We start from the raw sequence: 23814 nt of genomic DNA on the forward strand, positions 1-23814 counted from the left end.
GGCCCCCGCGCGGGTCAGGCGCGGAGCTTCTCGGCCCCGGTTTGGTGGGTCAGGAAGAAATCCGCGATCCGGTCGGCCATCGACGGGCTGTCGAGGGGCGTGTCGATGCGGGCCTTGGCATCGGCGAGGATCGCGTCGGGGACCAGACCCGGCCCCCGGTACTTGATCAGCCCCTCCATGAACTCCTTGCGGAATTCGGGGTGGGGCTGGACGGAAAACATGCGGTCGTCATAGAGCAGCGCCGCGTTCTGGCAGAAGGCGGTGGAGCTGAGGACCTTGGCCATCTCGGGCTTCTGCACCACCTGGTCCTGGTGCCAGGCGTTGAGCGTATAGCTCTGGTCGCCGAAATCGTAGTCGGTGGGGCCGACCGACCAGCCGCCCGCGTATTTCTCGACCTTGCCGCCCATCGCCTGGGCGATGATCTGGTGGCCGAAGCAGATGCCCACCACGGGCACATGCGCGGCATAGGCGGCGCGGATGAAGTCTTCCAGCGGCGGGATCCAGTCGTGCGGCTCATAGGCGCCGAAGCGGGAGCCGGTGATCAGCCAGCCGTCGCAGTCGTGAACGGATGCGGGAAACTCGTTCCGCAGCACGGCCCAGCGGCGGAAGGTCAGGCCCTTTCCGGCCAGCAGCGTTTCGAAGAAATCCGGGTAGTCGCCCATGTCGGCGCGCAGCGCGTCGGGGCTTTCGCCGGTCTGGAGGATGCCGATCTGCATCTTGGTCCCTTTGGTTTTCCTCAAGGTGGTCGTTGGCCGGGGGTTTGGTCAAGGGGTATGCGTGGGGGCTCGTCGTGCGCCTTCGGCTTCTCCTCGCAGGACCGCGACGAGGGCCGAAGGCAGCCAAGGAGCCGTCAGACGGTGTCGAGGTAAAGTTCCACCCGCTCCTCGGGGGTGAGTTCGGCCAGGTAGTGCAGCTCCTGCCGCTTGGTCTGCACCAGGTTCCGCACCAGTTCCTTGGGCAGGAAACGGTAAAGCACGTCGGAATGTTCGAATGCGTCGATCGCGGCTTCCCAGGTGGCGGGAATCTGCGGCAGCTCCATCGCATAGGCATTGCCGGTGACGGCGGGTGGCGGCTCGATCTCGTCGTCGATCCCGGTCAGGGCGGCGCCGAGGATCGCGGCGAGCATCAGATAGGGGTTCACGTCGCCCCCCGCCACGCGATGTTCGATCCGCCGGGCCGAGGGGTTGCCCGCCGGGATGCGGATCGCGGCGGTGCGGTTTTCATAGCCCCAGCTGATCGCGGTGGGGGCGTGCTTGTCGGGGACAAGGCGTTCGTAGCTGTTGAAGTGGGGCGCGAAGAGAAGCGTCGAGTCGTGCATGGCGGCAAGGCAGCCCGCGACGGCGTGGCGCAGTTGGGCGGTGCCTTTCGGGCCGCCGGAATCGAAAATGTTGTCGCCCTTTTCGTCGAGGACAGAGAAATGCGTGTGCAGGCCCGAGCCGGAATATTCGGCATAGGGCTTGGCCATGAAGCTGGCGGCAAAGCCGTGGCGGCGGGCGAGGCCCTTGACCAGCATCTTGAAGAGCCAGGCGTCGTCGGCCGCGCGGAGCGGGTCGTCACAATGCATCAGGTTGACCTCGAACTGGCCGAGGCCGGTTTCCGAGGTGGTGGTGTCGGCAGGAATGTCCATCGCCTCACAGGCATCGTAGAGGTCGGTGAAGAAGGTGTCGAAGGCGTCGAGCGCCCGGATCGACAGGGTCTCGGCGGCCTTGCGGCGCTTGCCCGACCGCGGCGAGGCGGGGACCTGCATGGTCTTGCCGGAATCGTCGATCAGGAAGAATTCCAGCTCCATCGCGCAGACGGGGGTCAGGCCGCGGGCCTTGTAGCGCTGCACCACCGCGTTCAGCGCGTGGCGGGGGTCGCCCTCGTAGGGCTGGCCATTCTCGCGGAACATCCAGATCGGGAGAAGCGCGGTCGGCGCCTCAAGCCAGGGCATCGGCATGAAGCCGCGTTCGGTGGGTTTCAACACGCCATCGGCATCGCCCTGTTCAAAGACCAGCGGGCTGTCGTCGATATCCTCGCCCCAGATGTCGAGGTTCAGGACCGAGAAGGGGAAGCGGGTTCCGTCCTTCACGACCTTTTCCGCGAAGCGGGCCGGCACACGCTTGCCGCGGGCCTGTCCGTTCAGGTCGACGGCGGCCACGCGAATGGTCCGCACGTCTGGGTGCTTGCGCAGGTAATCTTTCATCGTCATGTCAATCAGGAAAGGCACGATCCCCGCGCCCGGGACGCTGGATGCGCCCGCCTGATGCGCAGGATGGGACCATGCCCTTGGTCCTTCCCCTGTTTCGATCGCCTTCCCCGCGCGCTGTCATTCTGACGCTGGCACGGGGTCCGGGCGGGTGCCCGGATAATTTGATCAAAAGTAGCCTACTACCGGATCAGCTGCGGACGCAAGCGAATTTTGCTGCGGGTGTTGGAGGGCAGGTGCCGGTTCAGCCGCTTGTTGATCCTCCCGTAGACGAAGGTCACCAGAAGCGTCAGGCAGATGAAATAGAAGGCGACGATGGGGTAGGGGATGAAGGGGTTGAAGGTCTTGTCGGCGAAATAGTTTGCGTAGTAGAGCGCATCGCCCTTCTGCGCGAAGGCCGGGAAGCCCGAGAAATAGACCAGCGTGGTGGCGTGGAAGAGGAAGATCGCCTCGTTGGTATAGGCGGGCCAGCCAAGGCGCAGCATGGTCGGCCATTCGATGCGGATGAACTTCTTCCAGCCGGTCAGGCCATAGGCCTCTGCCGCTTCCAGATCGCCCTTGGGGATGGATTTCAGCGCGCCGTGGAAGATTTCGGCAGCATAGGCGGCAGTGTTCAGGAACAGGACCAGAAGCGCGCCGGCCCAGGCGCGGGTGGTCCAGCTGGTGTTCAGGTGGACGCCCAGGATGTCGATCCCGCCCTTCGGCAGCATGACCAGCGCCTCGTAGGCCAGGAAGAACTGGATGAAGAGGGGCGAGCCGCGGAAGATGAAGACGAACCACTCCGCCGGTTTGCGGATCCAGGGATTGCGGGCGGTCTTCGCCAGCGCGATGGCATTGGCGAGGAAGAAGCCGAAAGCGAGCGCGAGGACGCCGAAATACAGGTTCCAGATCATCCCCGAGCCGATCAGGGTGAACTGCTGGCAGAGCGTGAACTCGGACCGGGGCAGAAGATTCTCGCCGATGCCGATGGAGCGCAGCGCGTAGGCCTGGACGGTTTCCCAGCAGGTCATGCTCATGCTGCGGCCTTTCGCAGGGCTTCGCCGCCCGCCGTCGCCTGGCCGTGGCTGAGGCGCCGGGTCAGGCGGGCGATGCCGATCTCAGAGATGCGGGTGAAGACCAGGTAGAAGACCATGAGGCCGAGGAAATACCACAGGCGCCAGTCGCCATGCGGGTATTCGTAGGCCTGCGTCTTCGACCCGCCGAGTTCGCGCGCGTAATAGACGATGTCCTTGACGCCGAGGAGGAACAGCAAGGGCGTGGCCTTGATCAGGATCATCCAGAGGTTTCCAAGGCCCGGCAACGCATAGACCCACATCTGCGGAATGAGGATGCGGCGGAAAACCTGGCCCCGGCTCATCCCGTAGGCCTCGGCGGTCTCCAGCTGCGCGCGGGGGACGGCGTTCATCGCACCGTAGATGACGTTGGCGACGAAGGCGCCGAAGACGATGGCGAAGGTTATGACGGCGAGCATGAAGCCGTAGGCCTGGTGCCAGAAGGGCGCGGATTTCGCCAGCGGCACCTTGGCGGCGGGGCAGACGCGGAACTCCATCCCCTGCCAGGGCCAGGCCCCGCCATCGCAGACGACAAGGCTTTTCGCATATTCGATGCCCTGGTCCAGCGCGATGACGAAGAACAGGAAGAAGATGATGTCGGGCACGCCGCGCACCATCCAGATGTAGACCTTGCCGAGCCAGCTGACCGGCGCGATATGCGACCGGGCGGCGGTGGCGCCGAGGAACCCCATGCCAAGAGAGGCGGGCGCGGTGATGGCGAGGAGGAGGAGGACGGTCAGGAAGGACCAGTAGAAATCGACATGCTTGGCCGAGGTGAGATAGCAGAAGAGCCAGCTCAGCCCTTCGATGGATTTCGGATCGGCGCAGGCTTGAAACATTCGCGGGTCCCGTCAGATGGGGGCGGGCCCGAAGGCCCGCCCGTATCAGGCTTGCTCGTCAGGCTTAGCAGCCTTCCTTGCCCGCGTCGCCCCAGGTCTTGGCCTCGGGCCCGAAGTATTCCGGCTTGGTGATCATGGCATCCAGCGTGCCGTCGCATTTCATCGACTTGATCGCCGCGTCGAACTTGCCCAGAAGCTCGGTGTCGCTGTCGCGGAAGGCGAGGCCAACGCCGCCGCCGATGGATTCCTCCTTGGCCAGCAGCACCAGCGAGCCGCCCGATTCCGCGGCCATCGGCACCAGATAGTCCTTGTCGGCCAAGACCGCGACCGCCTCGCCGTTCTTGACGGCGGCGACGGTTTCCTCGGGCGTGGCGTATTCGACCAGCTGCATGCCGTTCTCGGCGATGAACGAGGCCTGAATCGTGCCAGTCTGCGCCGCGACCGGCCCGGACATCAGGTCGGCATCCGCCGTCAGCGCCAGATAGGCCGAAGAGGCCGGGGGCAGGTAGCCCTGGCTGAAGTTGACCACCTCTTCCCGCTCGGGCGTGATGCTCATTCCCGCGATGATCACGTCATAGTTGCCCGACTGAAGGTTCGGGATGATCGAATCCCATTCGTTCGTCGTCCATTCGCAGGTCAGGGCCGCGCGCTTGCACAGCTCGTCGCCGAACTCGCGCTCGAAGCCCGCGACTTCACCGGCGTCGTTGATGAAGTTGTAGGGGGGGTAGGCGCCCTCGGTCCCAAGACGGACCACGTCCTGCGCATGGGCCGCGCCCGAAGCGGCCACCAGGGCGGTAGCGATCAGCAGTTTTTTCATCCTTTGTCTCCCTTGATGTCGGATGGTTGTGGGTTCATTCGAACCAGCGGTTTTCCAGGCTTGCAAGTGTCCCGTCGTCGCGGATGCCGTCGAGTGCGGTGTTCAGCATGGCCAGAAGCGTGCCGTTGCCCTTGCAGACGGCCATGGCGACCCCTTCGTCGGGGATCGTCTCGGAGTAGAGATAGTCGAGGCCGTTCCGCGTGATATAGTCACGGATATCGGCCCGCGTCTCGAAGGGGCCGAGCGCCAGGTCGACCTTGCCCGCGACCAGGGCGGCGAGCACTTCGGGTTCGGTCGAGAAGGTGACGTGCCGATACCCCATCGCGCGCAGATGGGCTTCCTGCATGGTCCCGGACTGGACGGCGGTCAGCGCGGCGGCAGGTTCCGGCGCACCGGGGCGACCGATGTACCATTCGTCGGGGTCGGTGCCATGATAGACTTCGGTGAAATCCACCAGTTCGCGCCGCTCGGCGGTGACGGCCATGCCGCCCAGAACCACGTCATAGTCCCCCGCCATCACGCCGGGGATCAACTGATCGAAGGTCACGTCGGTCCAGCGGCAATCCAGCACCGCGCGGGCGCAGACCTCGTCCATCAGGTCGCGCTCGAAGCCGGTGATCGTGCCGTCGTCGGCGAGGTAGGTATAGGCGGGGAAGGGCGCGTCGGTGGCGATCTTCACCGGCTCCGAGGCGGCAAGGACCAGCCCCGTCATCAGCCCCGCAACCGTACCGACGCAGGGCATCAGGCCGCCGTCGCCGAGAGGAACCCGCGCAGGCGTTCGCTTTGCGGATTGCCGAAGAGGCTGGCAGGCGCGCCCTGTTCCTCGATCCGGCCCTTGTGCAGGAAGATCACATGGTCGGAACAGTCGGCGGCGAGCTTCATGTCATGCGTGACCAGAAGCATGGTCCGCCCCTCATCCGCCAGCGCCTTGATCACGCGGACGACTTCCTGCTCCAGCTCGGGGTCGAGCGCGCTTGTCGGCTCGTCGAACAGAAGCGCACGCGGTTCCATGCAGAGCGCGCGCGCGATGGCGGCGCGCTGCTGCTGGCCGCCCGAAAGCTGCGCGGGCCAGGCATCGGCCTTGTCGCCGATCCCGACCTTGGCCAGATACTGCCGCGCCTTCTCCTCGACTTCCTTCGGGTCGCGCCTTAGCACCTGGACCGGGGCTTCCATCACGTTTTGCAGGATGGTCAGGTGGGACCAGAGGTTGAACTGCTGGAACACCATCGACAGGTTGGTGCGGATGCGCGTCACCTGATCACGGTCGGCGGGGTGGCGGTGGTGGCCGTTGCCCTTCCAGCGCACCGCCTCGCCCTCGAAGCGGATCTCGCCCTGCTGGCTGTCTTCCAGAAGATTGCAGCAGCGCAGGAGAGTGGACTTGCCCGAGCCGGACGAGCCGATCAGCGACACCACATGGCCACGCGGAGCCTTCAGGTCGACCCCTTTCAGCACTTCAAGCTCGCCATAGCTCTTGTGCAGGTCGTGGATCTCGATGACCGGGGTGTCGGAAGCGGCTTCAGGCATGGGACTACTGGTCTGGGACGTCTGGTCCGGCAGTAGGGCCGAGATTTTGCAGCATTGCAACGGCGATTTGGCCGGAAGCGGCGCGGTCTGTCGGCAATTCGGTCAGGACGTCGCGGCAATCTGTCCGGGTGACGGCGGATTGGGCACGGCGAGGTAGTCGGCAAGCGGAATGCGAACAAGCGCCTTGAGGTGCAGGGCCGCCCGGTCCTCTGGCGCCAATGCCGCGATGGCGGCGGACAGGGTATCGAAGAGGTGCTCTGCGTCCTGCCCCCGGGCGGTGATATAGGGCAGGCCGGGGGTGGGGTCGGTGCGGGCGATCTCTTTCAGGCCCGCCATCGCGGGCTCCACGCGCTGCAAGAGGTCGAAGGTCACGGCATCGAGCGCGGCGATCTCGGCGCGGCCCTCGGCCACCGCCTGCGCCGACAGGCGATGCCCGCCCGTTTGCAGCGTGGGCGGCAGGCGGAGGCCCAGTTTCGCCGCATGGGTCTGCGGCGCGGCCCAGCCGGATTGCGACAGGGGTTCGTTATAGGCGAAGCGCGCGCCGTCGAAATCCTGCAGGGTCCGGCGCGGGTCATCGGCCCGGGCCACGAAGGCGGAGCGGTAGTAGCCGGGGGGGCAGCCCTCGACCGCATAGTCGGGCGTTCCGACATAGGCCACCTTGTCGTGCAGCCGGGCGCGGAACGGATAGCCGCAGGTCTGCGACAGGATCAGGTCGGGCGACTGCCACGCGTCCCAATAGGCGTGCTCGCCCCGGGTCAGGGCCTCGGGCGCGTCGATGCCACGGGCGCGCAACCCGTCGCGGACCCGCGCCCAGAGCCGGTCGTTTGCGGCCTGCGCCGGGCCGAAATCATACATCCCCAGGCTGGCGATCATTCGCGTTCCGCCTTCTGCCGCGCCAGTGCCGAATCCACGTCGGTCAGGCCCAGGAGGTTTGCGACCAGCCGCATCAGCCGGTCCTCATGCGCCTCGCGGAGGCCGTCCGACAGTGCCACGGACCAGAGCGCGACCATCAGCTCGGCCCGGTCCTCCAGCGCGACCGCCTCCTTCAGCGCGCGGGTGAAACGGACGGTATCCGGCGCCTCGCGTTCCAGATCTTCGGCATCGCTGCGCAATTTCGCGGCGGCGAAGGGATCGAGCCCGTGGCGATGGGCCAGCACCCGGTCGATCCGTTCCACCTCTTCGGCGGCGTACAACCCGTCGCTGCGGGCGACCCGGACCAGAAGAGCGGCCAGCGCCAGCCGGGCATCGGGCTCGGGCAGGCGGTGCGGGGCGGGAGCCAGAAGCTGGCGGAGGAGATCACCGAACATGAGGGCAAGCTATGCGCGCGCCGGTCACAAGGGAAGCCCCGGTCGATCAGGGTGGCGTGAGCCGCCCGTCGCCGATCCGTACCGCGCTGCCCGCGATGCGGACCCGGGTCAGGGCGCTGCCTGCCGCCTCGATGGTCAGGCCAAGGGTGGAGGGGCGGCCCATCTCGACCCCCTGATGCAGGGTCAGGCGGGTCATGCCGTCCGGCACCGCGCCGTTTGCCAGAAGCTGCGCGGCAAGGATCGCGCTGGCCGAGCCGGTGGCCGGATCCTCGGGGATGCCCGCCGTCGGGCTGAACATCCGGGCGCGGTAGTCGCAACCCTCGCCCGGCGCGTAGAGATAGGCGCTGTCGACGCCATGCGCCGCGATCAGGCGCGACCAGTGCGGCTCGACCACCCGGGCGCGGGCCAGTGCGTCAAGGCTGCGGAGCGGCGCGTACAGGAATCGCGGGCCGCCTTCGTGGACGCCGGGGGCATGGGGTCCGAGGTCTTCCGGCGCAAGGTCCAGCGCCGCGGCCAGCAGGCCCATGTCCGGGGTGCCGCCTGCCGGATAGGGCAGGACCGGAGCGGTCAGTTCGGCGGTGATCCGGTTGCCCTGCCGGGAAACCTCTACGGGGACGAGGCCCGCCTCTTCCTCCAGCGTGATCGTGGTGGCGAAGTCGCCCTGATGCGCCTCCTCGGCCAAGAGGATGGCGCAGCCGATGGTCGGGTGCCCGGCAAAGGGAATCTCGGCGGTGGGAAAGAAGATGCGAACGCGGGCGGTATGCGCCGGATCGCGCGGGGCCATGACGAAGATCGTCTCGGACAGGTTGAATTCGCGCGCGATGGTCTGCATCTGCGCGGTGCTCAGCCCGTCGGCCCCCAGCACCACCGCCAGCGGGTTCCCGGCGAAGGGCGTTTCGGTGAAGACATCCAGCGTGTGGAAGCGGATCATCGCAGCTCCTTGAAGACCGCGGTCAGCCGCGCGGTTTCCTCGGCCAGACCATAGGGCGGGTTGACCACGAACAGCCCCGACCCCTCCATCCGGTGCCCCTCGCGGGCGGGCGGGAAGCGGACCTCGTGGCGCAGGCTCTCGGGAAAGCCCGCCTCAAGCGCTGTCAGCATCGACCCATGTGCCCCGCCCCGCAGGATCGGATACCACAGGATGAGGCAGCCCACGTTCCACTTGCGGTGGATGTTCGCCATGTGGCGCGGGATCGTTTCGTAATCCGCCTTCACCTCCCAGGAGGGGTCGATCAGCATCAGCCCCCGGCGCGGCGTGGGCGGTGTCAGCGCCAGCGCCAGCTCGAACCCGTCCTTCTGGTGGACATGCGCGCCCCAATCCTTCGCGACCGCCTTCAGATGGGCGAATTCCAGCGGATGCAACTCGGCCAGGTGGATCGTGTCCGTCTCGCGCAAGCCAAGCGCCGCGATCAGGGGCGAGCCGGGATAGGCCTGCGGGCCATAGGCCGCTCGCGTCTCCTCTAGCCGCTGCCGGTAGGGGTGGTCGGGGGGGAACAGCCGTTCCGCCAGCGCGATCCCCGCCGCCGCCTCGCCGGTCTTCACCGCCTCCTCCGCCGCCAGATCGTAGACCCCGCGCCCGGCATGGGTCTCGATATAGCTGAGCGGTTTCTCCTTGCGGGTCAGGTAGTCCAGCACCCAGGCCAGCACCGCGTGCTTTTGCACATCCGCCAGGTTCCCGGCGTGGTAGAGATGTTGGTAGGACAGCATGGCCCAGCCCTACCCGGTCGTGCCCCGCAGGGGCAAGGCTAAGTATTTGCCGGTTGCAGCCTTGCGGCGCCCTCCGTCCGCGCCTATCTGCCCGGTCAATGGCACGAAGAGCTCCTTCAGGGCCCGGCCACGCACACCACAACGGATGGATGGGACGGAATGGAGATATTCACTTACGCAGGCTTCGTTGCGCTGATGCAGGTCATCGGGATCGACCTCGTGCTCGCGGGCGACAATGCCATTGTCATCGGTCTGGCTGCGGCGGGCCTGCCCAAGGAACTGCGGGCCAAGGCAATTCTGGTCGGTATCGGCGCCGCCACGGTGATGCGGATCGGCTTTGCTCTGATCACCACGCAGCTTCTGGCCATCGTGGGACTGCTGCTTGCGGGTGGCATCCTGCTTTTGTGGGTCTGCTGGAAGATGTGGCAGGAACTTCGCGCCGGGGCGCACGCCCATGACATCGAGGCTGTCGAGGCGCTGGCCAACGCCGACCTCGACGCCGACGGGGCCATCGCGGACGACGCGCCGCGCAAGACCTTCAGGCAGGCTGCAACGCAGATCGTGGTGGCCGACGTGTCGATGAGCCTCGACAACGTTCTGGCCGTGGCGGGGGCGGCGAAGGACCATCCGACGGTGCTGGTCATCGGGCTTGCCCTGTCGATCGCGATGATGGGCTTCGCGGCGAGCTACATCGCGAACCTGCTGAACAAGCACCGCTGGATCGCCTATATCGGGCTCCTCATCATCCTCTACGTCGCGCTGAAGATGATGTGGGAGGGCTGGCACGAGGTCGAGCCGATCGTCATGGGAATGCTGGGCTGATTAAGCGGAGCGGGCCAGTCGGGTTGCCGGAGTTCAGCGACCTGGCTGCGGGTTCGACCTGAAGGGTGGGGCCGGGGGCTTCGGCCCTTTGGAATCCGGGTGGGGAAGGCCTGCCTTTCCGCACCCGGCCGCCTGTGGCATCCTTTGCAGGCATAGTCCAGGAGAGCCGAAATGGCCCTGACCGTCCGCCCCGCCCTGGCTGCTGCCCTGATGACGGCGCTGGCCCTGACCCCGGCCCTGGCGCAGCCGTGCAGCCAGTCCGAACCGCCGCGCCTGACCGGGGCCGACGGCGGCCTTGAAGGGGGTGTCTCGATCTCGGTCGGGCGGCTCGCAGACCTGATCTGGGTGCCCCTGTCGATCAACGGCCAGCCGGTCCCCGGCGATGCGGGCCTGTCATTGACGGTGACTTTCGACGGCAAGGTCAGCGGCACCACCGGCTGCAACCGCTTCACCGGCAGCGCCCTGATGGACGCAGGTGTGCTGACGCTCGACCTTCTTGCGATCACCGAGATGGCCTGCGTGGAACCCGAGCGGATGGAGCGCGAGGCCGCCTATCTGAAGGCGCTGGGCGAGGTGCGCGGGTTCATCGTCGCGCCGGACGGACTGTGGCTGACGCGCGAGGACGGGACGCTGGCGATGTGCCTGTGGTGAAGACGCTCTGACCGGCGCCTTCGACCGCGAGCCTGGCCAGCCTGAGCGGGTCCGCGAGGTCGCCGCGCCAAGGGCCGGGAAGCCGGGTCGGCACTTGGCGCCGCCGCAGATATCTGTCGGCAGAATTCCCATGCGCGAGAGCAGGCAGGAGAAGCGTGCTCTCCTGCGATCCGGGGAAACTGGGGAATTCTTCCGTTTCTGCGGTCCAGTATGGAATGGTCAGAGGCGAGGATCGCGGGCATGCTAAATCACGATCAATAGAATCGAGATAAGGCGCCGCCATGACCCGCACCATCATCGGACTATCCGGAAACCTGGACCGACCATCAAAGACGCGGGCTCTGGTCCAGACCGTCGTCGCCACAGCGGCAAGCCAGTTCGAGGCCGCCGGGACGATCTATGACCTGGCCGACTTCGGACCCTCGCTGGGCGCCGCGCGGCGCGTGGCAGACCTGGAACCATCGGCGCGGACAGCGCTGGAAGTTGTCCTGACCGCCGACGCACTGGTGATCGGCAGCCCGGTCTACAAGGGCAGCTACACCGGGCTTTTCAAGCACCTGATCGACCTGATCGACCCGCTGGCGCTGGTCGGCAAGCCCATTCTTCTGACCGCGACGGGTGGTGGCGACCGGCATGCCCTGGTGATCGAGCACCAGCTCCGCCCGCTCTTCGGCTTCTTCGAGGCGCAGACCCTGCCCACCGGGCTTTACGCCGCCGATCGTGATGTCACCGACGGCCAGCCAGCCTCGCCCGCGTTTCTCGACCGGCTTGGCCGCGCCGTGGGCCAGCTTGCGCCCTTCTTCGACCGCCGCGCGCTGCCCGAGGTCTTCCTGCTGGGCGCCTGACACAACCGACCATCGCTTCTGCCAACGTCGCCCCGGCGGGCGGCGACCGGCTTTCCCTTGCCTGACGAAAGGACCATCCCATGACCCGCAAGATCCGCCTTGGCGCCTTCCTTCCCGGCGGCGGCCAGCATATCGCCGCCTGGCGCCACCCCGACAGCCCTGCCGACGGGGCCACCAGCTTCGATTTCCACCTCAGGCTGGCCCAGGAGGCGGAGCGGGGCCTCTTCGACGCCTATTTCCTGGCCGACGGCCTGGCCATCGCCTTCGGCGGCGGGATCGAGGGCGGCAATGCCAAGGTCGCGGGGTTCGAGCCGGTGAGTTTGTTCTCGGCCCTTGCGCCCCTGACGACGCATCTGGGCTTCATCGCCACCGCGTCGACCACCTATGAGGAGCCCTACAACACCGCCCGCAAGTTCGCCTCGCTGGACCTGATCTCGGGCGGGCGCGCGGGCTGGAACGTGGTGACGACCGCGACCGAGGCCGCCGCCCACAACTTCAACCTCGACCAGCAGCACCCGCATGCCTTCCGCTACAGGCGGGCGGCAGAGCATGTGGAGGTGGTGAAAAAGCTCTGGGACAGTTTCGAGGACGACGCATTCCTGCGCGACAAGGAGTCAGGCCGGTTCTTCGACCCGGAGAAGGTCCACTCCACCGACCACAAGGGCGAGCATTTCAAGGTGCGCGGCCCGCTGAACGTGAACCGCAGCCCGCAAGGCCATCCGGTCGTCGTTCAGGCCGGGCAGTCCGAGGACGGACGGGGCCTCGCGGCAGCGACGGCCGAGGTGATCTTCACCGCGCACCAACGCCTTGACACCGCTCAGGAATTCTACCGCGACATCAAGGCCCGCGCCCGCGGGCTGGGTCGCAATCCTGATCATGTTCTGGTGATGCCCGGCGTCTCGCCCTTCGTCGGCCGGAGCGAGGCCGAAGCACGCGAGAAATACGACCGGCTGACGGGCCTGATCCTGGAAGAGGACGGCATCGCGCTGATCACCGGGCTGACCGGCGGGACGCTGGACCTGACAGGGATCGACCTCGACGGACCGCTGCCGCCCGCCCCACCGACCGAGGGGATGAAGTCGCGTCAGGCGTTGATCCGCCAGATCGCCGACGAGAACGGCTTCACCATTCGCCAGCTCTACCAGCATGTCGCCAGTGCCCGGGGCCACTTCACCGTGATCGGCACGCCCGCGCAGATCGCCGACACGCTGGAGGACTGGTTCCGCAACGAAGGCGCCGACGGGTTCAACATCCTGCCGCCCTGGCTGCCCACTGGCCTGACCGATTTCGTCGACCTTGTGATTCCCGAACTGCAACGCCGGGGCCTCTTCCGCACCGAATACGAAGGCCGGACCCTGCGCGAGAACCTCGGGCTTCCCTTCCCCGAAAACCGCTGGGCGGCTGCGCGCCGCTCGGCCCATGCGGCGGAGTGAGCACATGACCTTCCAGAGCCTTGACACCTCCTCTCGGGTGCGGCCTGTCGAAGCCCTCCCCGGTGCAGCGACCCTGCGCCGGGGGGTGGTTGCAAGCAGTCGGACAATACTGCGTCGCTATGGGCTTCTGGCCGGTTTCCTCGGCCTATGGCAGATCGGCTCGACCCAGGGCTGGATCAACCCCACGGTCTTCCCGCCACTGGATGCAATCCTTGCGGCACTCTGGCAGGGTCTGTCGGGTGGCGCGTTGCTGGATGACATCGCGATCAGTCTGCAACGGTCGGGCCTCGCCTTCGCCGCCGCCGTGGGCCTCGGCATCCCGCTTGGTCTGTTCATGGGCCAGATCCGCAGTGTAGAGCAGGCGCTGGATCCGATCCTGCAATTCTTCCGCCAGACATCCGCGCTGGCGCTTTACCCGGTGTTCATCCTGCTGCTGGGGCTGGGTGAGGCATCGAAGGTCTTCGTCATTTTCTGGGCGACGCTGTTCCCGATCCTTCTGGCCACCATCGGCGGGGTGAAGGAAGTCGACCGCAAGCTGATCGAGATGGCGGCAACCTTCGGTGCCAGCCGCGCCAGAATCTTCGCCCGCGTCGTGCTGCCCGCCGCCGTGCCCGCCATTTTCGTCGGGTTGCGGCTGTCGGCGACCACCGCGCTTCTCCTCCTCATCGCGGCCGAAATGATCGGGGCGAACAAGGGGCTGGGGTTCCAGGTGATGAACGCCCAGTACAATTTCCAGATCCCGCAGATGTTCGCCGCGATCCTTCTTCTGGCGGCGCTTGGCCTGGCCGCCAACGCCATACTCGTCACGCTTCAGCGCCGCCTGTGCCGTTGGGCCGACCTGACCTGACCCTCATCCCAACCCAAAGGACATGACCATGAAACTCTTCCGCACCTTCGCGCTGTCCACCGCGCTTGGCCTTTCTGTCTCTCCGGTCTCGGCAGATGTAACCATCCGCTACCTCGCCAGCCAGGGCGGCCTGTCGGCCCATGAACTTGCTGCCGAGCTTGGCTATTTCGACGGCACCGGCATCACGCTGGAAAACGTGGGCTATGCGCAGGGGGGGCCTGCCTCGCTGGTGGCGCTCGCCGGCGGCAGCGTCGAGCTGGGCTCGGCCGCGACGGCTGCGGTGCTGAACTCCATCGCCGCCGGCAATGATTTCGTGGCCGCCTATCCCTCGAACGGGATCAACGACGAGGCGCAGTCGATCTTCTATGTGCTGGAGGACAGCCCGATCAAATCCATCGAGGACATTGTCGGCAAGACCATCGCAGTCAATACGCTTGGCGCGCATCTCGACTACACCGTCCGCGAGGCGCTGCATCAGAAAGGCCTGCCCGAAGACGCCGCCAACCTGATCGTCGTGCCGGGGCCGCAACTGGAACAGGTGCTGCGCTCGGGTCAGGTCGACATCTCGGCCTTCGGCTACTGGCAGACCACCTTCACCGGCGCCGCGCTTCAGAACGGCGGCCTGCGCGCGGTCTTCGATGATACAGACGTGCTGGGCGAGATCGCCGGCGGTTTCGTCGTCCTGCGCCGCGACTGGACGCTGGAACATCCCGAAGAAGCCAGAGCTTTCGTCGAAAGCTCGGCCAAGGCCTTGGACTACGCCCGCGAGCATCCGGAGGAAACGAAGGCCATCTTCGCCCGCGTCCTAGCCGAAAGGGGCGAGAATGCGGAAGTGGCGCAGTATTTCGCCGGCTACGGCGTGCGCGAGGGCGGCCTGCCGGTGGAACGCGACATCCAGTTCTGGATCGACGTGCTGGAGCGGCAGGGCGCCGTGCCCGCGGGCAAGCTTGTCGCCAAAGACATCCTTTTCGTCACGGGCGATGCCCCGGTCACGAACTGAGGCGGAAGTGATGAGCGTGGTGCAGAAAACCCGCCGGGGAGAGGTCGCAATCCGCGACCTCTCCAAGAGCTTCGCGCTGAACGGCCAGCGCCTGAATGTCTTGCGCAACCTGGACCTCGCCATAAAGGGCGGCGAGGCGTTGGCCATCGTCGGCCCGTCGGGTTGCGGCAAGACCACGTTGCTGCGGGTGCTTGCGGGTCTTGAAAACCCCGACCAGGGCGAGGTGCTGATCGACGGCCAGCGGGTCGAGGGTGTCGGAACCGAACGGGCCATCATCTTCCAGGAGCCGCGGCTTCTGCCCTGGCTGACCGTTCTCGGCAACGTCAGCTTCGGCCTGCAGGTCCGCGGCCATTCCCCTGCCGAGGCCGAGGCCCGTGCCCGACATTACATCCGGCTCGTGGGCCTTGCCGAATTCGAGACCGCCTTTCCCCGCCAGCTTTCGGGCGGCATGTCCCAACGCGTCGGCATCGCCCGCGCCCTGACGGTGCAGCCGGAGATCCTGCTTCTGGACGAGCCTCTCGGCGCGCTTGATGCCATGACCAAGCTGACCATGCAGGAAGAACTCGCCCGCATCTGGCGCGAGGAAAAGGTGACGATGGTGCTGGTCACGCATGACCTTGAAGAGGCGATCTTCCTGGCGGACCGGGTCTTGGTCCTGCCGAAGGAGAAGGGAGCGATGCCGCGCCTGATCGAGGTGGGCCTGCCGCGTCCGAGGGATCGAAGCGAAACCCGCTTTGTCGAAATGCGCCGCCGCCTGATGGCGGAGTTCGGGCTGCACTGACCCCCTCCGCTCCAGCCAGAATTCCCGGCCCCCAAAGCCGGACCGACCCATCTCCGGCGACTGCCGACGGCACTACAGGTTGTACCCTCGTGGTCGCGGGTTCGAGACCCGCCGCACCCTCAGTCGGAGGGTGCGTAGCTCAGCCGCATAGAGCACGACCTGTCGCCGACCCATGTCGCCGGGGAGCATGAGTTGAGCGAATGGAGATGATGACCGAAGCGAATTCTCCCTTCACCGGGGATGACCTGAAAGCCTGGGGCCACCGACCTGGTGTCGCCGCGCTGGCGCGAGGGGCGAAGCGCGGGGCTGTGCGTGCCCTGCTTTCCGTCGAGCTACTGCCCCGGTGCTCGACCTTTTGCCTGCAGGCGCGGTTCAGACGCCGGTGCGGGGATGCTTGTCGGGTCGCGCCATCTGCAAGGCCATGTTGTAGCACTCCGGTGTAACACCGAAGCCAATCAAGCCCTTGAGAACAGCCAAGTTTCTGATCTTGAAGAAGAAAAATGGTGCTGCAAGAGAGGATTGAACTCTCGACCTCTCCCTTACCAAGGGAGTGCTCTACCACTGAGCTACTGCAGCGCCGTTGGTGGCGGGTGATTAGACGCAATCGAAACGGGGCGCAAGGGGGTTTGGGCGGGATTCCCGACCCTCTCTGGACCCATCTGCGCCCATAGGGTAGAAGCCTTCCCCATGCGCAGCCCCTCGGACCCGCCCCGCAGCGAAACGTCCCGGAAGCCAGAGCGCCCCGCCAGCCGCGAAGACCGGCTCAAGGCGGCGCTCAAGGCGAACATGGCGCGCCGGAAGGCACAGGCAAAGGCCCGCAACGCCGAAGACGGCCCGGGCACGGATATTGGCGAAAGGGACTAGGGCAGATGGATTCGATTCTGGTGCGTGGCAACGGGGCCCTGTCGGGGGCGATCCCGATCGCGGGGGCGAAGAACGCCTGCCTGACGCTGATGCCCGCCACGCTGCTCAGCGACGAGCCGCTGACGCTGACCAACGCGCCGCGGCTTTCCGACATCCGCACCATGACGCAGCTCCTCCAGTCGCTCGGGGCCGAGGTCGCCAGCCTGCAGGACGGGCTGGTGCTGGCGCTGTCCTCGCACTCGATCACCAACTTCAAGGCCGACTACGACATCGTCCGCAAGATGCGGGCCTCGATCCTGGTCCTCGGGCCCATGCTCGCCCGTTATGGCCATGCCGAGGTCTCGCTGCCCGGCGGCTGCGCCATCGGCGCGCGGCCCGTCGACCTGCACCTCAAGGCGCTGGAGGCGATGGGGGCCGACCTCGACCTGCGCGACGGCTATGTCCATGCCAAGGCTCCCGGCGGGCGGCTCAAGGGCGCGGTGGTGGAGTTTCCCTTCGTCTCGGTCGGGGCCACCGAGAACGCGCTGATGGCGGCGACGCTGGCCAAGGGCACCACGGTCCTGAAGAACGCCGCGCGCGAGCCCGAGATCGTCGACCTTGCCCGCTGCCTGAAGAAGATGGGCGCAAAGATCGACGGCGAGGGGACCTCGACCATCACCATCGAGGGCACCGACCGACTGGGTGGTGCCACGCATCAGGTCGTCACCGACCGGATCGAGCTTGGCACCTACATGCTGGTTCCCGCGATCTGCGGCGGCGAGGTGGAATGCATCGGCGGCACGCTGGACCTGGTGGAAAGCTTCGCCGAAAAGCTGGACGCGGCCGGGGTGTCCGTCACCCAGACCAACCGCGGCCTGAAGGTCGCGCGCAAGAACGGGCGGGTCAGGGCGGTCGATGTCACCACCGAGCCGTTCCCCGGCTTCCCCACCGACCTTCAGGCGCAGATGATGGCGCTCCTTTGCACCGCCGAAGGCACCAGCGTTCTGGAGGAGAAGATCTTCGAGAACCGCTTCATGCATGCCCCCGAACTGATCCGGATGGGCGCGCGGATCGAGGTCCACGGCGGCACCGCCACTGTGACCGGGGTCGAGAAGCTGAAGGGCGCCCCGGTGATGGCGACCGACCTGCGCGCCTCGGTCTCGCTGATCCTCGCGGGCCTTGCGGCGGAAGGCGAGACCGTGGTCTCCCGCGTGTACCACCTCGACCGCGGCTACGAGCGGGTTGAAGAAAAGCTGCGGGCCTGCGGCGCGCATATCGAACGCATCCAGGCATGACCGACGCCCGGTTTGAAGAGGGCGGCGAAGCGCCCCTGCGGCTGGTGGCGCAGGATGCCGAGGATCTGAAGGTCCTCTCGACTCTGGTGCAGGATGCCGTCCTGCCCGCGACCGAGCTTGCCTTCGATGCTCGCCGCCGCCGCTTTGTGCTGCTCCTCAATCGCTTCCGCTGGGAGGACCGGGTCGAAGCCGAGCGGGTGGGGCGGGCCTATGAAAGGGTGCGCTCGGTGCTGGTCGTCGAAGACGTGCTGAAGGTGCAGAGCTTCGGCTTCGACCGCACCGACAAGGATCTGGTGCTGTCGCTCCTGTCGCTGGACTTCGCGGCCGATGCCGAGGGCGGCGGCCGCCTGACGCTGACCCTCGCGGGCGACGGCGCCGTGGCGCTTGACGTCGAGGCGCTGGATGTCCGACTTGACGACGTGACGCGACCCTACCGCGCGCCCTCCGGCAAGGTCCCGGGGCACGGCTGAGGGCCGGGGCAAATTCCTTCGAAGGAATTTGCAAAAGGTTTCGAAAACTTTTGCGGCTTCGCATCCCGGCCCCCTCGGTGCTTGAGGCCGGAGCCCCCCCGCGCTATCTGGACCCGACCACGAAGCCCCGGAGGCCCCGATGCCCGTCTTCCTCACCACCGCCGATCCGGGCTTCGACGCCGCCTTCCAGACTCTCCTCGGCCAGAAGCGCGAGGACGCCGAGGATGTGGATCAGGCGGTGGCAGAGATCATCGCCGATGTCCGCGCGCGCGGGGATCAGGCTGTGATCGACCTGACCGCCCGCTTCGACCGCCTGACGCTGACCCCCGAAACCCTCGCCTTCTCGCGAGGAGAGATCGACGCGGAGATCGCCAGGGTCTCGCCCGAGGACCGCGCCGCGCTGGAACTGGCCGCAGACCGCATCCGTGCCTACCATGAGCGCCAGAAGCCCCAGGACGAAAGCTGGACCGACAGCGCGGGCGCGACGCTCGGCTGGCGCTGGACGCCGGTCTCGGCGGCGGGCCTCTACGTCCCCGGCGGCCTCGCCTCCTACCCGTCCTCGGTCCTGATGAACGCGATCCCCGCCAAGGTGGCTGGCGTCGAACGCCTCGTCATCGCCTGCCCGACGCCGGAGGGAAAGGTGAACCCCCTCGTCCTCCTCGCCGCCCGCATCGCCGGGGTGGACACCGTCTACCGCATCGGCGGGGCGCAGGCGATCGCTGCCTTCGCCTACGGCACCGCAACCATCGCTCCGGTCGACAAGATCACCGGCCCCGGCAATGCCTTCGTCGCCGCCGCCAAGCGCCGGGTCTTCGGGCGGGTCGGCATCGACATGATCGCCGGGCCGTCGGAAATCCTCGTCATCGCCGATGCCGACAACGACCCCGACTGGATCGCGCTCGATCTGCTTTCGCAAGCCGAGCACGACGAAAGCGCGCAGTCCATCCTGATCACCGACAGCCCGGCCTTTGGGCAGGCCGTCGCGCAGGCGGTGGCGAAGCGCCTTGAAACCCTGGAACGGCGCGCCATCGCGGGGGCCAGCTGGGAACAGCACGGCGCAGTCATCGTCACCCGCGACCTCGCCGAGGCCGCCCGCCTCTCCAACCGCGTCGCTCCGGAACATCTCGAACTCTGCACCGCCGATCCCGAAGCTTTCAGCCGCCAGATCACCCATGCCGGGGCGATCTTCCTTGGCGCCTACACGCCCGAGGCCATCGGCGACTACGTTGGCGGCCCGAACCATGTGCTGCCCACGGCACGGTCGGCCCGCTTCTCCTCCGGCCTCTCGGTCCTCGACTTCCTGAAGCGCACGACGCTCGCGAAGATGACCCCCGAGGCGCTGAAAGCCATCGGTCCCGCCGCCGAACGGCTGGCGCAGTCGGAGAGCCTTGAGGCGCATGGGTTGTCGGTCCGGGCCAGGCTCGACCGGCTGAACGGCTGACCCTTCGCCCTTGCACGATGCCCCCCGCTTTGGCATCACGGGCGGACCTTGCCGGAAAGCCGCCCATGAACCGCATCTGCCAGATCGAGATCGACGAGAAGGGCCTTGCCCGCCCCACGCCCGAGATCGAACAGGAACGCCGCGTCGCGATCTTCGACCTTCTGGAGGAGAATTCCTTCACCCCCGCCCGCCGCCCCGACCGCGAGCTGCCGGATGGTCCCTGGCGCGTGCTTCTCGCCATCCGCGAGGGGCGGCTGGTCTTCGACATCGCCACGGAAACCGGCGACAAGGCCGCCGAATTCCACCTCTCGCTCGGGCCCTTCCGCCAGGTGGTGAAGGACTATTTCCAGATCTGCGAAAGCTATTTCGACGCGGTGAAACGCCTGCCGCCCTCCCAGATCGAGGCCATCGACATGGCGCGACGCGGTATCCACAACGAGGGCGCCGCGATCCTGCGCGAAAGGCTGGAGGGCAAGGCCGAGGTCGACACCGACACCGCCCGCCGCCTCTTCACCCTGATCTGCGTCCTGCACTGGGGCTGACCTTGGGCGATTTCCCCCAGAGCGTCCTCTTCTGCTGCGACCACAACGCCGTCCGCTCGCCGATGGCCGAGGGGCTGATGAAACAGCTCTACGGCCAGCGCGCCTATGTGCAATCGGCGGGCGTGAAGAACGACATGGAGATCGACGGCTTTACCGTCGCGGTCTGCCAGGAACTGGGCATCGAATTGTCGCGCCACCGCTCCCGTTCCTTCGAGGAGATGCAGGATTGGGGCGACGATCTTTCGCAATTCGACCTGATCATCGCATTGAGCCCCGCAAGCCAGCGGATGGCGCTGGAATTGACCCGGTTCCACCATCTCGACATCGAATACTGGCCGATCCTCGACCCCACCGGATTGGGCGAGACGCGCGAGGCGAAACTGGCCGCCTACCGGCAAGCAAGGGACCAGATCAGGGAGCGGATGCTGGCACGGTTCGGGCCGCCGAGCGAGGAATAGGTCCGTCCGGCCCCCTCACTCCGCCGCCAGCGCCGCCTTGCCCGCCAGGATCTCCGGCAGCGCCCCTTCGATCCAGCTTGCCAGCGCCACCACATGCCGTGCCGCCTGCTGCCCCAGCGGCGTCAGCTCGTAATCGACATGCGGCGGCACCACCCGATGCGCCGTCCGCAGGACGAACCCGTCCGCCTCCAGGTCCTTCAGCGTCTGCGACAGCATCCGCTCGCTGACGCCTCCGACCTTGCGCCTGAGTTCGGCAAAGCGGTGCGGCCCCGTCGCCAGCGCCACCATCACCAGCGTGCCCCAGCGGTTCGTCAGGTGCTGCAACACCGGCCGCGAAGGGCAATCGGCCGCCAGAACATTGCCCAGCTGCCAGTGGTCGAGCAAAGCCTGTGCATCCGTGCCGGTCATCCTGTGCGCCCCTGTCCAATACTAACAAATTCGTTCGTACTTTCGTTTCGTAAGTAATAGCGTATGTCTCCCCCTGTCAACCACAGGAGAGACCCATGACCATCGCCGTTACCGGAGCCACCGGCCATCTCGGCCGCCTCGCCATCGCCGCGCTGAAGGCCCGTGGCGCCAGGCCCGTCGCGCTCGCGCGTGATCCGGCGAAGGCCGCCGATCTGGGCGTCGAGACCCGCGCCTTCGATTACACAAGTGCCGATCCCGCCGCTCTGAAGGGAATCGACACGCTCGTCCTCGTCTCCTCGAACGATTTCAACGACCGTGCGGGCCAGCACCGCAAGGTCATCGCCGCCGCCAAGGCCGCAGGCGTCAAGCGGCTGGTCTACACCTCGATCCTGAAGGGCGACGCCTCGCCGATGCTCCTGGCGCAGGACCATATCGCCACCGAGGCCGCGATCCGCGACAGTGGCATCCCCGCGACGATCCTGCGGAACGGCTGGTACACCGAGAACTACACCGGAGCGCTTGGCGCCGCCGTCCAGCACGGCGCGATCATCGGCGCGGCGGGCGAGGGCCGTGTGAACTCCGCCGCCCGCAAGGACTATGCCGAGGCCATCGCGGTCACGGCGCTCGATGCCGCGCATGCCGGCAAGACCTATGAACTTGCCGGCGATACCGCCCATTCCGGCGCGGATTTCGCCGCCGCCGTCGCCAAGGCTGCGGGCAAGCCGGTCGCCTATGTGCCGATGAGCCAGGCCGACTATGCCAGGGTGCTGCAGGGCTTCGGCCTGCCGGAAGGTTTCGCCCAGGTCCTCGCCGACAGCGATGCCCAGGCGGGCCACGGCGCGCTGGCCGACGACAGCCGCACGCTCTCGCGCCTGATCGGCCGCCCGACGACCTCCATCGCGGACACCATCGCTGCCGCGCTCTGACCAAAAGGGCAGGGCACTTCCGGGCGCCCTGCCTACCGCCGCTTGCGGGCAAACACCTTGCGGAACCGGCTGCGGTTGGTCGCGATGAACAGATCGAAAGGCGCCCCCAGCCGCCCCGCCCGGCCCAGAAGGTAGACCACCCCCGCCAGCGCGGCGAGCGCCGCCCCCACCGCATCGACCATCAGGTCGCCCATCGTGTCCGGCAGTCCCGATTTCATCATGTTGAAGCCGAAGAGCGTATCCATCGCATGTTCGAACACCTCCCACAGCGCGCCCACCGTCATCGCCAGGCAGAAGGACAGCACCCCCAGCGCCCAGGGCGGGGCGGCATAGCGGTCGCCCTGAAACAGCATGAAGACCAGCAGGAACCCCAGGATCCCGAACCCCATTGCGGACCCGAAATGCAGCGCCAGATCCCACCACCAGAAGCGGTTGTAGAAATCCTGCACCTCGCCCAGATAGAGCGTCGCCAGCACGAAAAGCGCGATGGCGGCCAGAAAGCTTTGTGGCAGGCGCAGGCCCACCCGACCGGCCAGGAACCCCGGCAGCACCGTCAGTGCCAGCGCCGCCAGCGTGACGAAGACCGCGGGCCAGACCCCGCGCAGCAGGGCGACCGCCGCCTCGAAGGCCAGAAGCGCACGGATCGCAGTCAGGACGATGGCGGATGGCGCGGGCAAGCTCTTCTCCCGGTCGGGTCCCTGTGGCCTATATTGGAGGAATGAACCTCGACTCCAAGCCCACCTTGCGCGTCGCCTCCTGGAACATCCGGGCCGGCCTCGGTACCGACCTTCGCCGTGATGCCGATCGGGTGCTCGCCGGCATCGCCGCGCTCCAGGCCGACATCGTCGCGCTGCAAGAGGCCGACTTTCGCCTTGGCGAGCGCCCCTCCGCCCTGCCGCGCGACCGGATCGTGGCCGCGACCGGGCTCGCGCCCCTGCCCATCGGGCCGAATGCCGTCAGCCTCGGCTGGCACGGCAACGCGCTTCTGGCGGGACCCGGCATCCGTCTTGCGGGTCTCGAACGGCTCGACTTGCCGGGGCACGAACCCCGCGGCGCGGTGATCGTCGATCTCGACACCCCAGCGCCCCTGCGGGTGGTGGCCGTGCACCTCGGCCTCCTCCGCGCCGCCCGCCGCCGCCAGCTGGATGCGATCCGCGCCGCGCTGCAACGCCATCCGGCGCGGCCCACAGTGATCCTGGGCGACTTCAACGAACATTCCCGCCGGGTGGGCCTTGGTCGCATCGCCACCCCCTTCGTGATCCTGCCCACCGCCGCCACCTTCCCCTCGCGCAGGCCCTTCCTGCCGCTCGACCGGATCGTCCACTCCCCCGACCTCGACCTCGTCCCCCTGGCCTGCGCCTGGCAGAAGGGTCCGCAGCCCTCCGACCACCTACCCCTGATGGCCGAACTGCGCTGGAGGTAGATCGGCAAGACCGCCCCTTTTGCCTTTCACATTTGCCCAAATATCCTCCGGGGGTCTGGGGGTGGAAAACCCCCGGTACCGAGCCGGTTGCGCGTTCTTCACGCGCAGAGGCGAGATAAAAGGCTTGCGCGCCAGCGCTCGAGTCACGAAACGCTGCGACAGGAAATCCCGCCTGCAGAGTCTTGCCAGTTCACT

At 67.0% G+C, this 23814-nt stretch carries 27 protein-coding genes and 1 tRNA gene; 14 read left to right on the plus strand and 14 right to left on the minus strand.

Going from position 1 to position 23814, the window contains the following annotated elements:
* Window positions 1–14: 14 nt before the first annotated feature.
* The 11 genes from JNJ68_RS05425 to rlmJ form a co-directional block, all read right to left on the minus strand.
* Window positions 15–716: a type 1 glutamine amidotransferase gene (locus JNJ68_RS05425; RefSeq protein ID WP_294979936.1), complete on the minus strand. Its 702-nt coding sequence runs from the start codon at window positions 714–716 to the stop codon at window positions 15–17.
* 134 nt (window positions 717–850) lie between these two features.
* A complete protein-coding gene (locus JNJ68_RS05430) occupies window positions 851–2185 on the minus strand; it encodes a glutamine synthetase family protein (RefSeq protein ID WP_294979938.1) in 1335 nt (444 codons plus the stop codon).
* Window positions 2186–2370: 185 nt separating this feature from the next.
* Window positions 2371–3198, minus strand: a complete 828-nt coding sequence (locus JNJ68_RS05435) for an ABC transporter permease subunit (RefSeq protein ID WP_294980059.1) — start codon at window positions 3196–3198, stop codon at window positions 2371–2373.
* 2 nt (window positions 3199–3200) lie between these two features.
* Window positions 3201–4079 (minus strand): ABC transporter permease subunit, encoded by an 879-nt coding sequence (locus JNJ68_RS05440; protein ID WP_294979940.1) that lies wholly within the window; start codon window positions 4077–4079, stop codon window positions 3201–3203.
* Window positions 4080–4143: 64 nt separating this feature from the next.
* Window positions 4144–4896: a transporter substrate-binding domain-containing protein gene (locus tag JNJ68_RS05445; protein WP_294979942.1), complete on the minus strand. Its 753-nt coding sequence runs from the start codon at window positions 4894–4896 to the stop codon at window positions 4144–4146.
* Between the two features lie 34 nt (window positions 4897–4930).
* Complete coding sequence (locus JNJ68_RS05450; RefSeq protein WP_294979944.1) at window positions 4931–5638, minus strand: transporter substrate-binding domain-containing protein; 708 nt, start codon at window positions 5636–5638, stop codon at window positions 4931–4933.
* On the minus strand, window positions 5638–6420 hold the full coding sequence (locus JNJ68_RS05455) for an amino acid ABC transporter ATP-binding protein (RefSeq protein ID WP_294979946.1): 783 nt from the start codon (window positions 6418–6420) through the stop codon (window positions 5638–5640). Before JNJ68_RS05455 ends, JNJ68_RS05450 begins: the two co-directional genes overlap by 1 nt.
* Window positions 6421–6522: 102 nt before the next feature.
* Complete coding sequence (locus tag JNJ68_RS05460; RefSeq protein WP_294979948.1) at window positions 6523–7293, minus strand: PhnD/SsuA/transferrin family substrate-binding protein; 771 nt, start codon at window positions 7291–7293, stop codon at window positions 6523–6525.
* Window positions 7290–7727, minus strand: a complete 438-nt coding sequence (locus JNJ68_RS05465; RefSeq protein ID WP_294979950.1) for a TerB family tellurite resistance protein — start codon at window positions 7725–7727, stop codon at window positions 7290–7292. The genes JNJ68_RS05460 and JNJ68_RS05465 overlap by 4 nt, the downstream gene beginning before the upstream one ends.
* Before the next feature lie 46 nt (window positions 7728–7773).
* Window positions 7774–8658, minus strand: coding sequence for a PhzF family phenazine biosynthesis protein (locus tag JNJ68_RS05470; protein WP_294979952.1), 885 nt, complete (start codon window positions 8656–8658; stop codon window positions 7774–7776).
* Window positions 8655–9434 carry a 23S rRNA (adenine(2030)-N(6))-methyltransferase RlmJ gene (gene rlmJ / locus JNJ68_RS05475; protein WP_294979953.1) on the minus strand — a complete coding sequence of 260 codons (780 nt, stop codon included), beginning with the start codon at window positions 9432–9434 and terminating at the stop codon, window positions 8655–8657. The genes JNJ68_RS05470 and rlmJ overlap by 4 nt, the downstream gene beginning before the upstream one ends.
* 159 nt (window positions 9435–9593) lie before the next feature.
* Here rlmJ and JNJ68_RS05480 point away from each other — a divergent pair, with 159 nt between their 5' ends.
* The 7 genes from JNJ68_RS05480 to JNJ68_RS05510 all read left to right on the plus strand — a co-directional run bounded on the left by JNJ68_RS05480 (window position 9594) and on the right by JNJ68_RS05510 (window position 15813).
* Complete coding sequence (locus tag JNJ68_RS05480; RefSeq protein ID WP_294979954.1) at window positions 9594–10256, plus strand: TerC family protein; 663 nt, start codon at window positions 9594–9596, stop codon at window positions 10254–10256.
* Between the two features lie 171 nt (window positions 10257–10427).
* A complete protein-coding gene (locus JNJ68_RS05485; protein ID WP_294979956.1) occupies window positions 10428–10907 on the plus strand; it encodes an META domain-containing protein in 480 nt (159 codons plus the stop codon).
* Between the two features lie 281 nt (window positions 10908–11188).
* Window positions 11189–11752, plus strand: coding sequence for an FMN reductase (gene msuE / locus JNJ68_RS05490; protein ID WP_294979958.1), 564 nt, complete (start codon window positions 11189–11191; stop codon window positions 11750–11752).
* A gap of 80 nt (window positions 11753–11832) precedes the next feature.
* The gene (locus tag JNJ68_RS05495; RefSeq protein WP_294979959.1) at window positions 11833–13185 is read left to right on the plus strand and encodes an LLM class flavin-dependent oxidoreductase; all 1353 of its coding nucleotides are present in this window, start codon (window positions 11833–11835) and stop codon (window positions 13183–13185) included.
* A gap of 4 nt (window positions 13186–13189) precedes the next feature.
* Window positions 13190–14032, plus strand: coding sequence for an ABC transporter permease (locus JNJ68_RS05500; RefSeq protein ID WP_294979961.1), 843 nt, complete (start codon window positions 13190–13192; stop codon window positions 14030–14032).
* A 28-nt stretch (window positions 14033–14060) separates the two neighbouring features.
* Entirely contained in the window at window positions 14061–15032 is a 972-nt protein-coding gene (locus JNJ68_RS05505; RefSeq protein ID WP_294979963.1) for an ABC transporter substrate-binding protein, read from the plus strand.
* A gap of 10 nt (window positions 15033–15042) precedes the next feature.
* Complete coding sequence (locus tag JNJ68_RS05510) at window positions 15043–15813, plus strand: ABC transporter ATP-binding protein (RefSeq protein WP_294979965.1); 771 nt, start codon at window positions 15043–15045, stop codon at window positions 15811–15813.
* Window positions 15814–16314: 501 nt separating this feature from the next.
* On the opposite strand, the gene JNJ68_RS05515 is transcribed toward JNJ68_RS05510, so the two are convergent.
* A tRNA-Thr gene (locus JNJ68_RS05515) sits at window positions 16315–16389 on the minus strand.
* A gap of 293 nt (window positions 16390–16682) precedes the next feature.
* Here JNJ68_RS05515 and murA point away from each other — a divergent pair.
* From murA to JNJ68_RS05540, 5 genes are all read left to right on the plus strand, one after another.
* Window positions 16683–17951 carry a UDP-N-acetylglucosamine 1-carboxyvinyltransferase gene (gene murA / locus JNJ68_RS05520; protein ID WP_294979967.1) on the plus strand — a complete coding sequence of 423 codons (1269 nt, stop codon included), beginning with the start codon at window positions 16683–16685 and terminating at the stop codon, window positions 17949–17951.
* A complete protein-coding gene (locus JNJ68_RS05525; protein ID WP_294979969.1) occupies window positions 17948–18421 on the plus strand; it encodes a DUF2948 family protein in 474 nt (157 codons plus the stop codon). The genes murA and JNJ68_RS05525 overlap by 4 nt, the downstream gene beginning before the upstream one ends.
* Before the next feature lie 139 nt (window positions 18422–18560).
* The gene (hisD, locus tag JNJ68_RS05530) at window positions 18561–19862 is read left to right on the plus strand and encodes a histidinol dehydrogenase (RefSeq protein ID WP_294979970.1); all 1302 of its coding nucleotides are present in this window, start codon (window positions 18561–18563) and stop codon (window positions 19860–19862) included.
* Window positions 19863–19927: 65 nt separating this feature from the next.
* On the plus strand, window positions 19928–20404 hold the full coding sequence (locus tag JNJ68_RS05535) for a UPF0262 family protein (protein ID WP_294979972.1): 477 nt from the start codon (window positions 19928–19930) through the stop codon (window positions 20402–20404).
* Window positions 20405–20466: 62 nt separating this feature from the next.
* A complete protein-coding gene (locus JNJ68_RS05540; protein ID WP_294980062.1) occupies window positions 20467–20862 on the plus strand; it encodes a low molecular weight phosphatase family protein in 396 nt (131 codons plus the stop codon).
* A gap of 15 nt (window positions 20863–20877) precedes the next feature.
* Here the strand turns inward: JNJ68_RS05540 and JNJ68_RS05545 are convergent, their stop codons facing one another.
* Window positions 20878–21270, minus strand: coding sequence for a helix-turn-helix domain-containing protein (locus JNJ68_RS05545; protein WP_294979974.1), 393 nt, complete (start codon window positions 21268–21270; stop codon window positions 20878–20880).
* 95 nt (window positions 21271–21365) lie between these two features.
* Here JNJ68_RS05545 and JNJ68_RS05550 point away from each other — a divergent pair, with 95 nt between their 5' ends.
* A complete protein-coding gene (locus JNJ68_RS05550; protein WP_294979976.1) occupies window positions 21366–22196 on the plus strand; it encodes an SDR family oxidoreductase in 831 nt (276 codons plus the stop codon).
* A gap of 32 nt (window positions 22197–22228) precedes the next feature.
* On the opposite strand, the gene JNJ68_RS05555 is transcribed toward JNJ68_RS05550, so the two are convergent.
* Complete coding sequence (locus JNJ68_RS05555) at window positions 22229–22873, minus strand: hypothetical protein (protein ID WP_294979978.1); 645 nt, start codon at window positions 22871–22873, stop codon at window positions 22229–22231.
* Window positions 22874–22914: 41 nt separating this feature from the next.
* Between JNJ68_RS05555 and JNJ68_RS05560 the strand changes: the two genes are divergently transcribed.
* Window positions 22915–23619, plus strand: a complete 705-nt coding sequence (locus JNJ68_RS05560; RefSeq protein ID WP_294979980.1) for an endonuclease/exonuclease/phosphatase family protein — start codon at window positions 22915–22917, stop codon at window positions 23617–23619.
* Window positions 23620–23814: the final 195 nt, after the last annotated feature.

This window comes from Tabrizicola sp., from assembly GCF_016793705.1.
Classification (GTDB): domain Bacteria; phylum Pseudomonadota; class Alphaproteobacteria; order Rhodobacterales; family Rhodobacteraceae; genus Tabrizicola.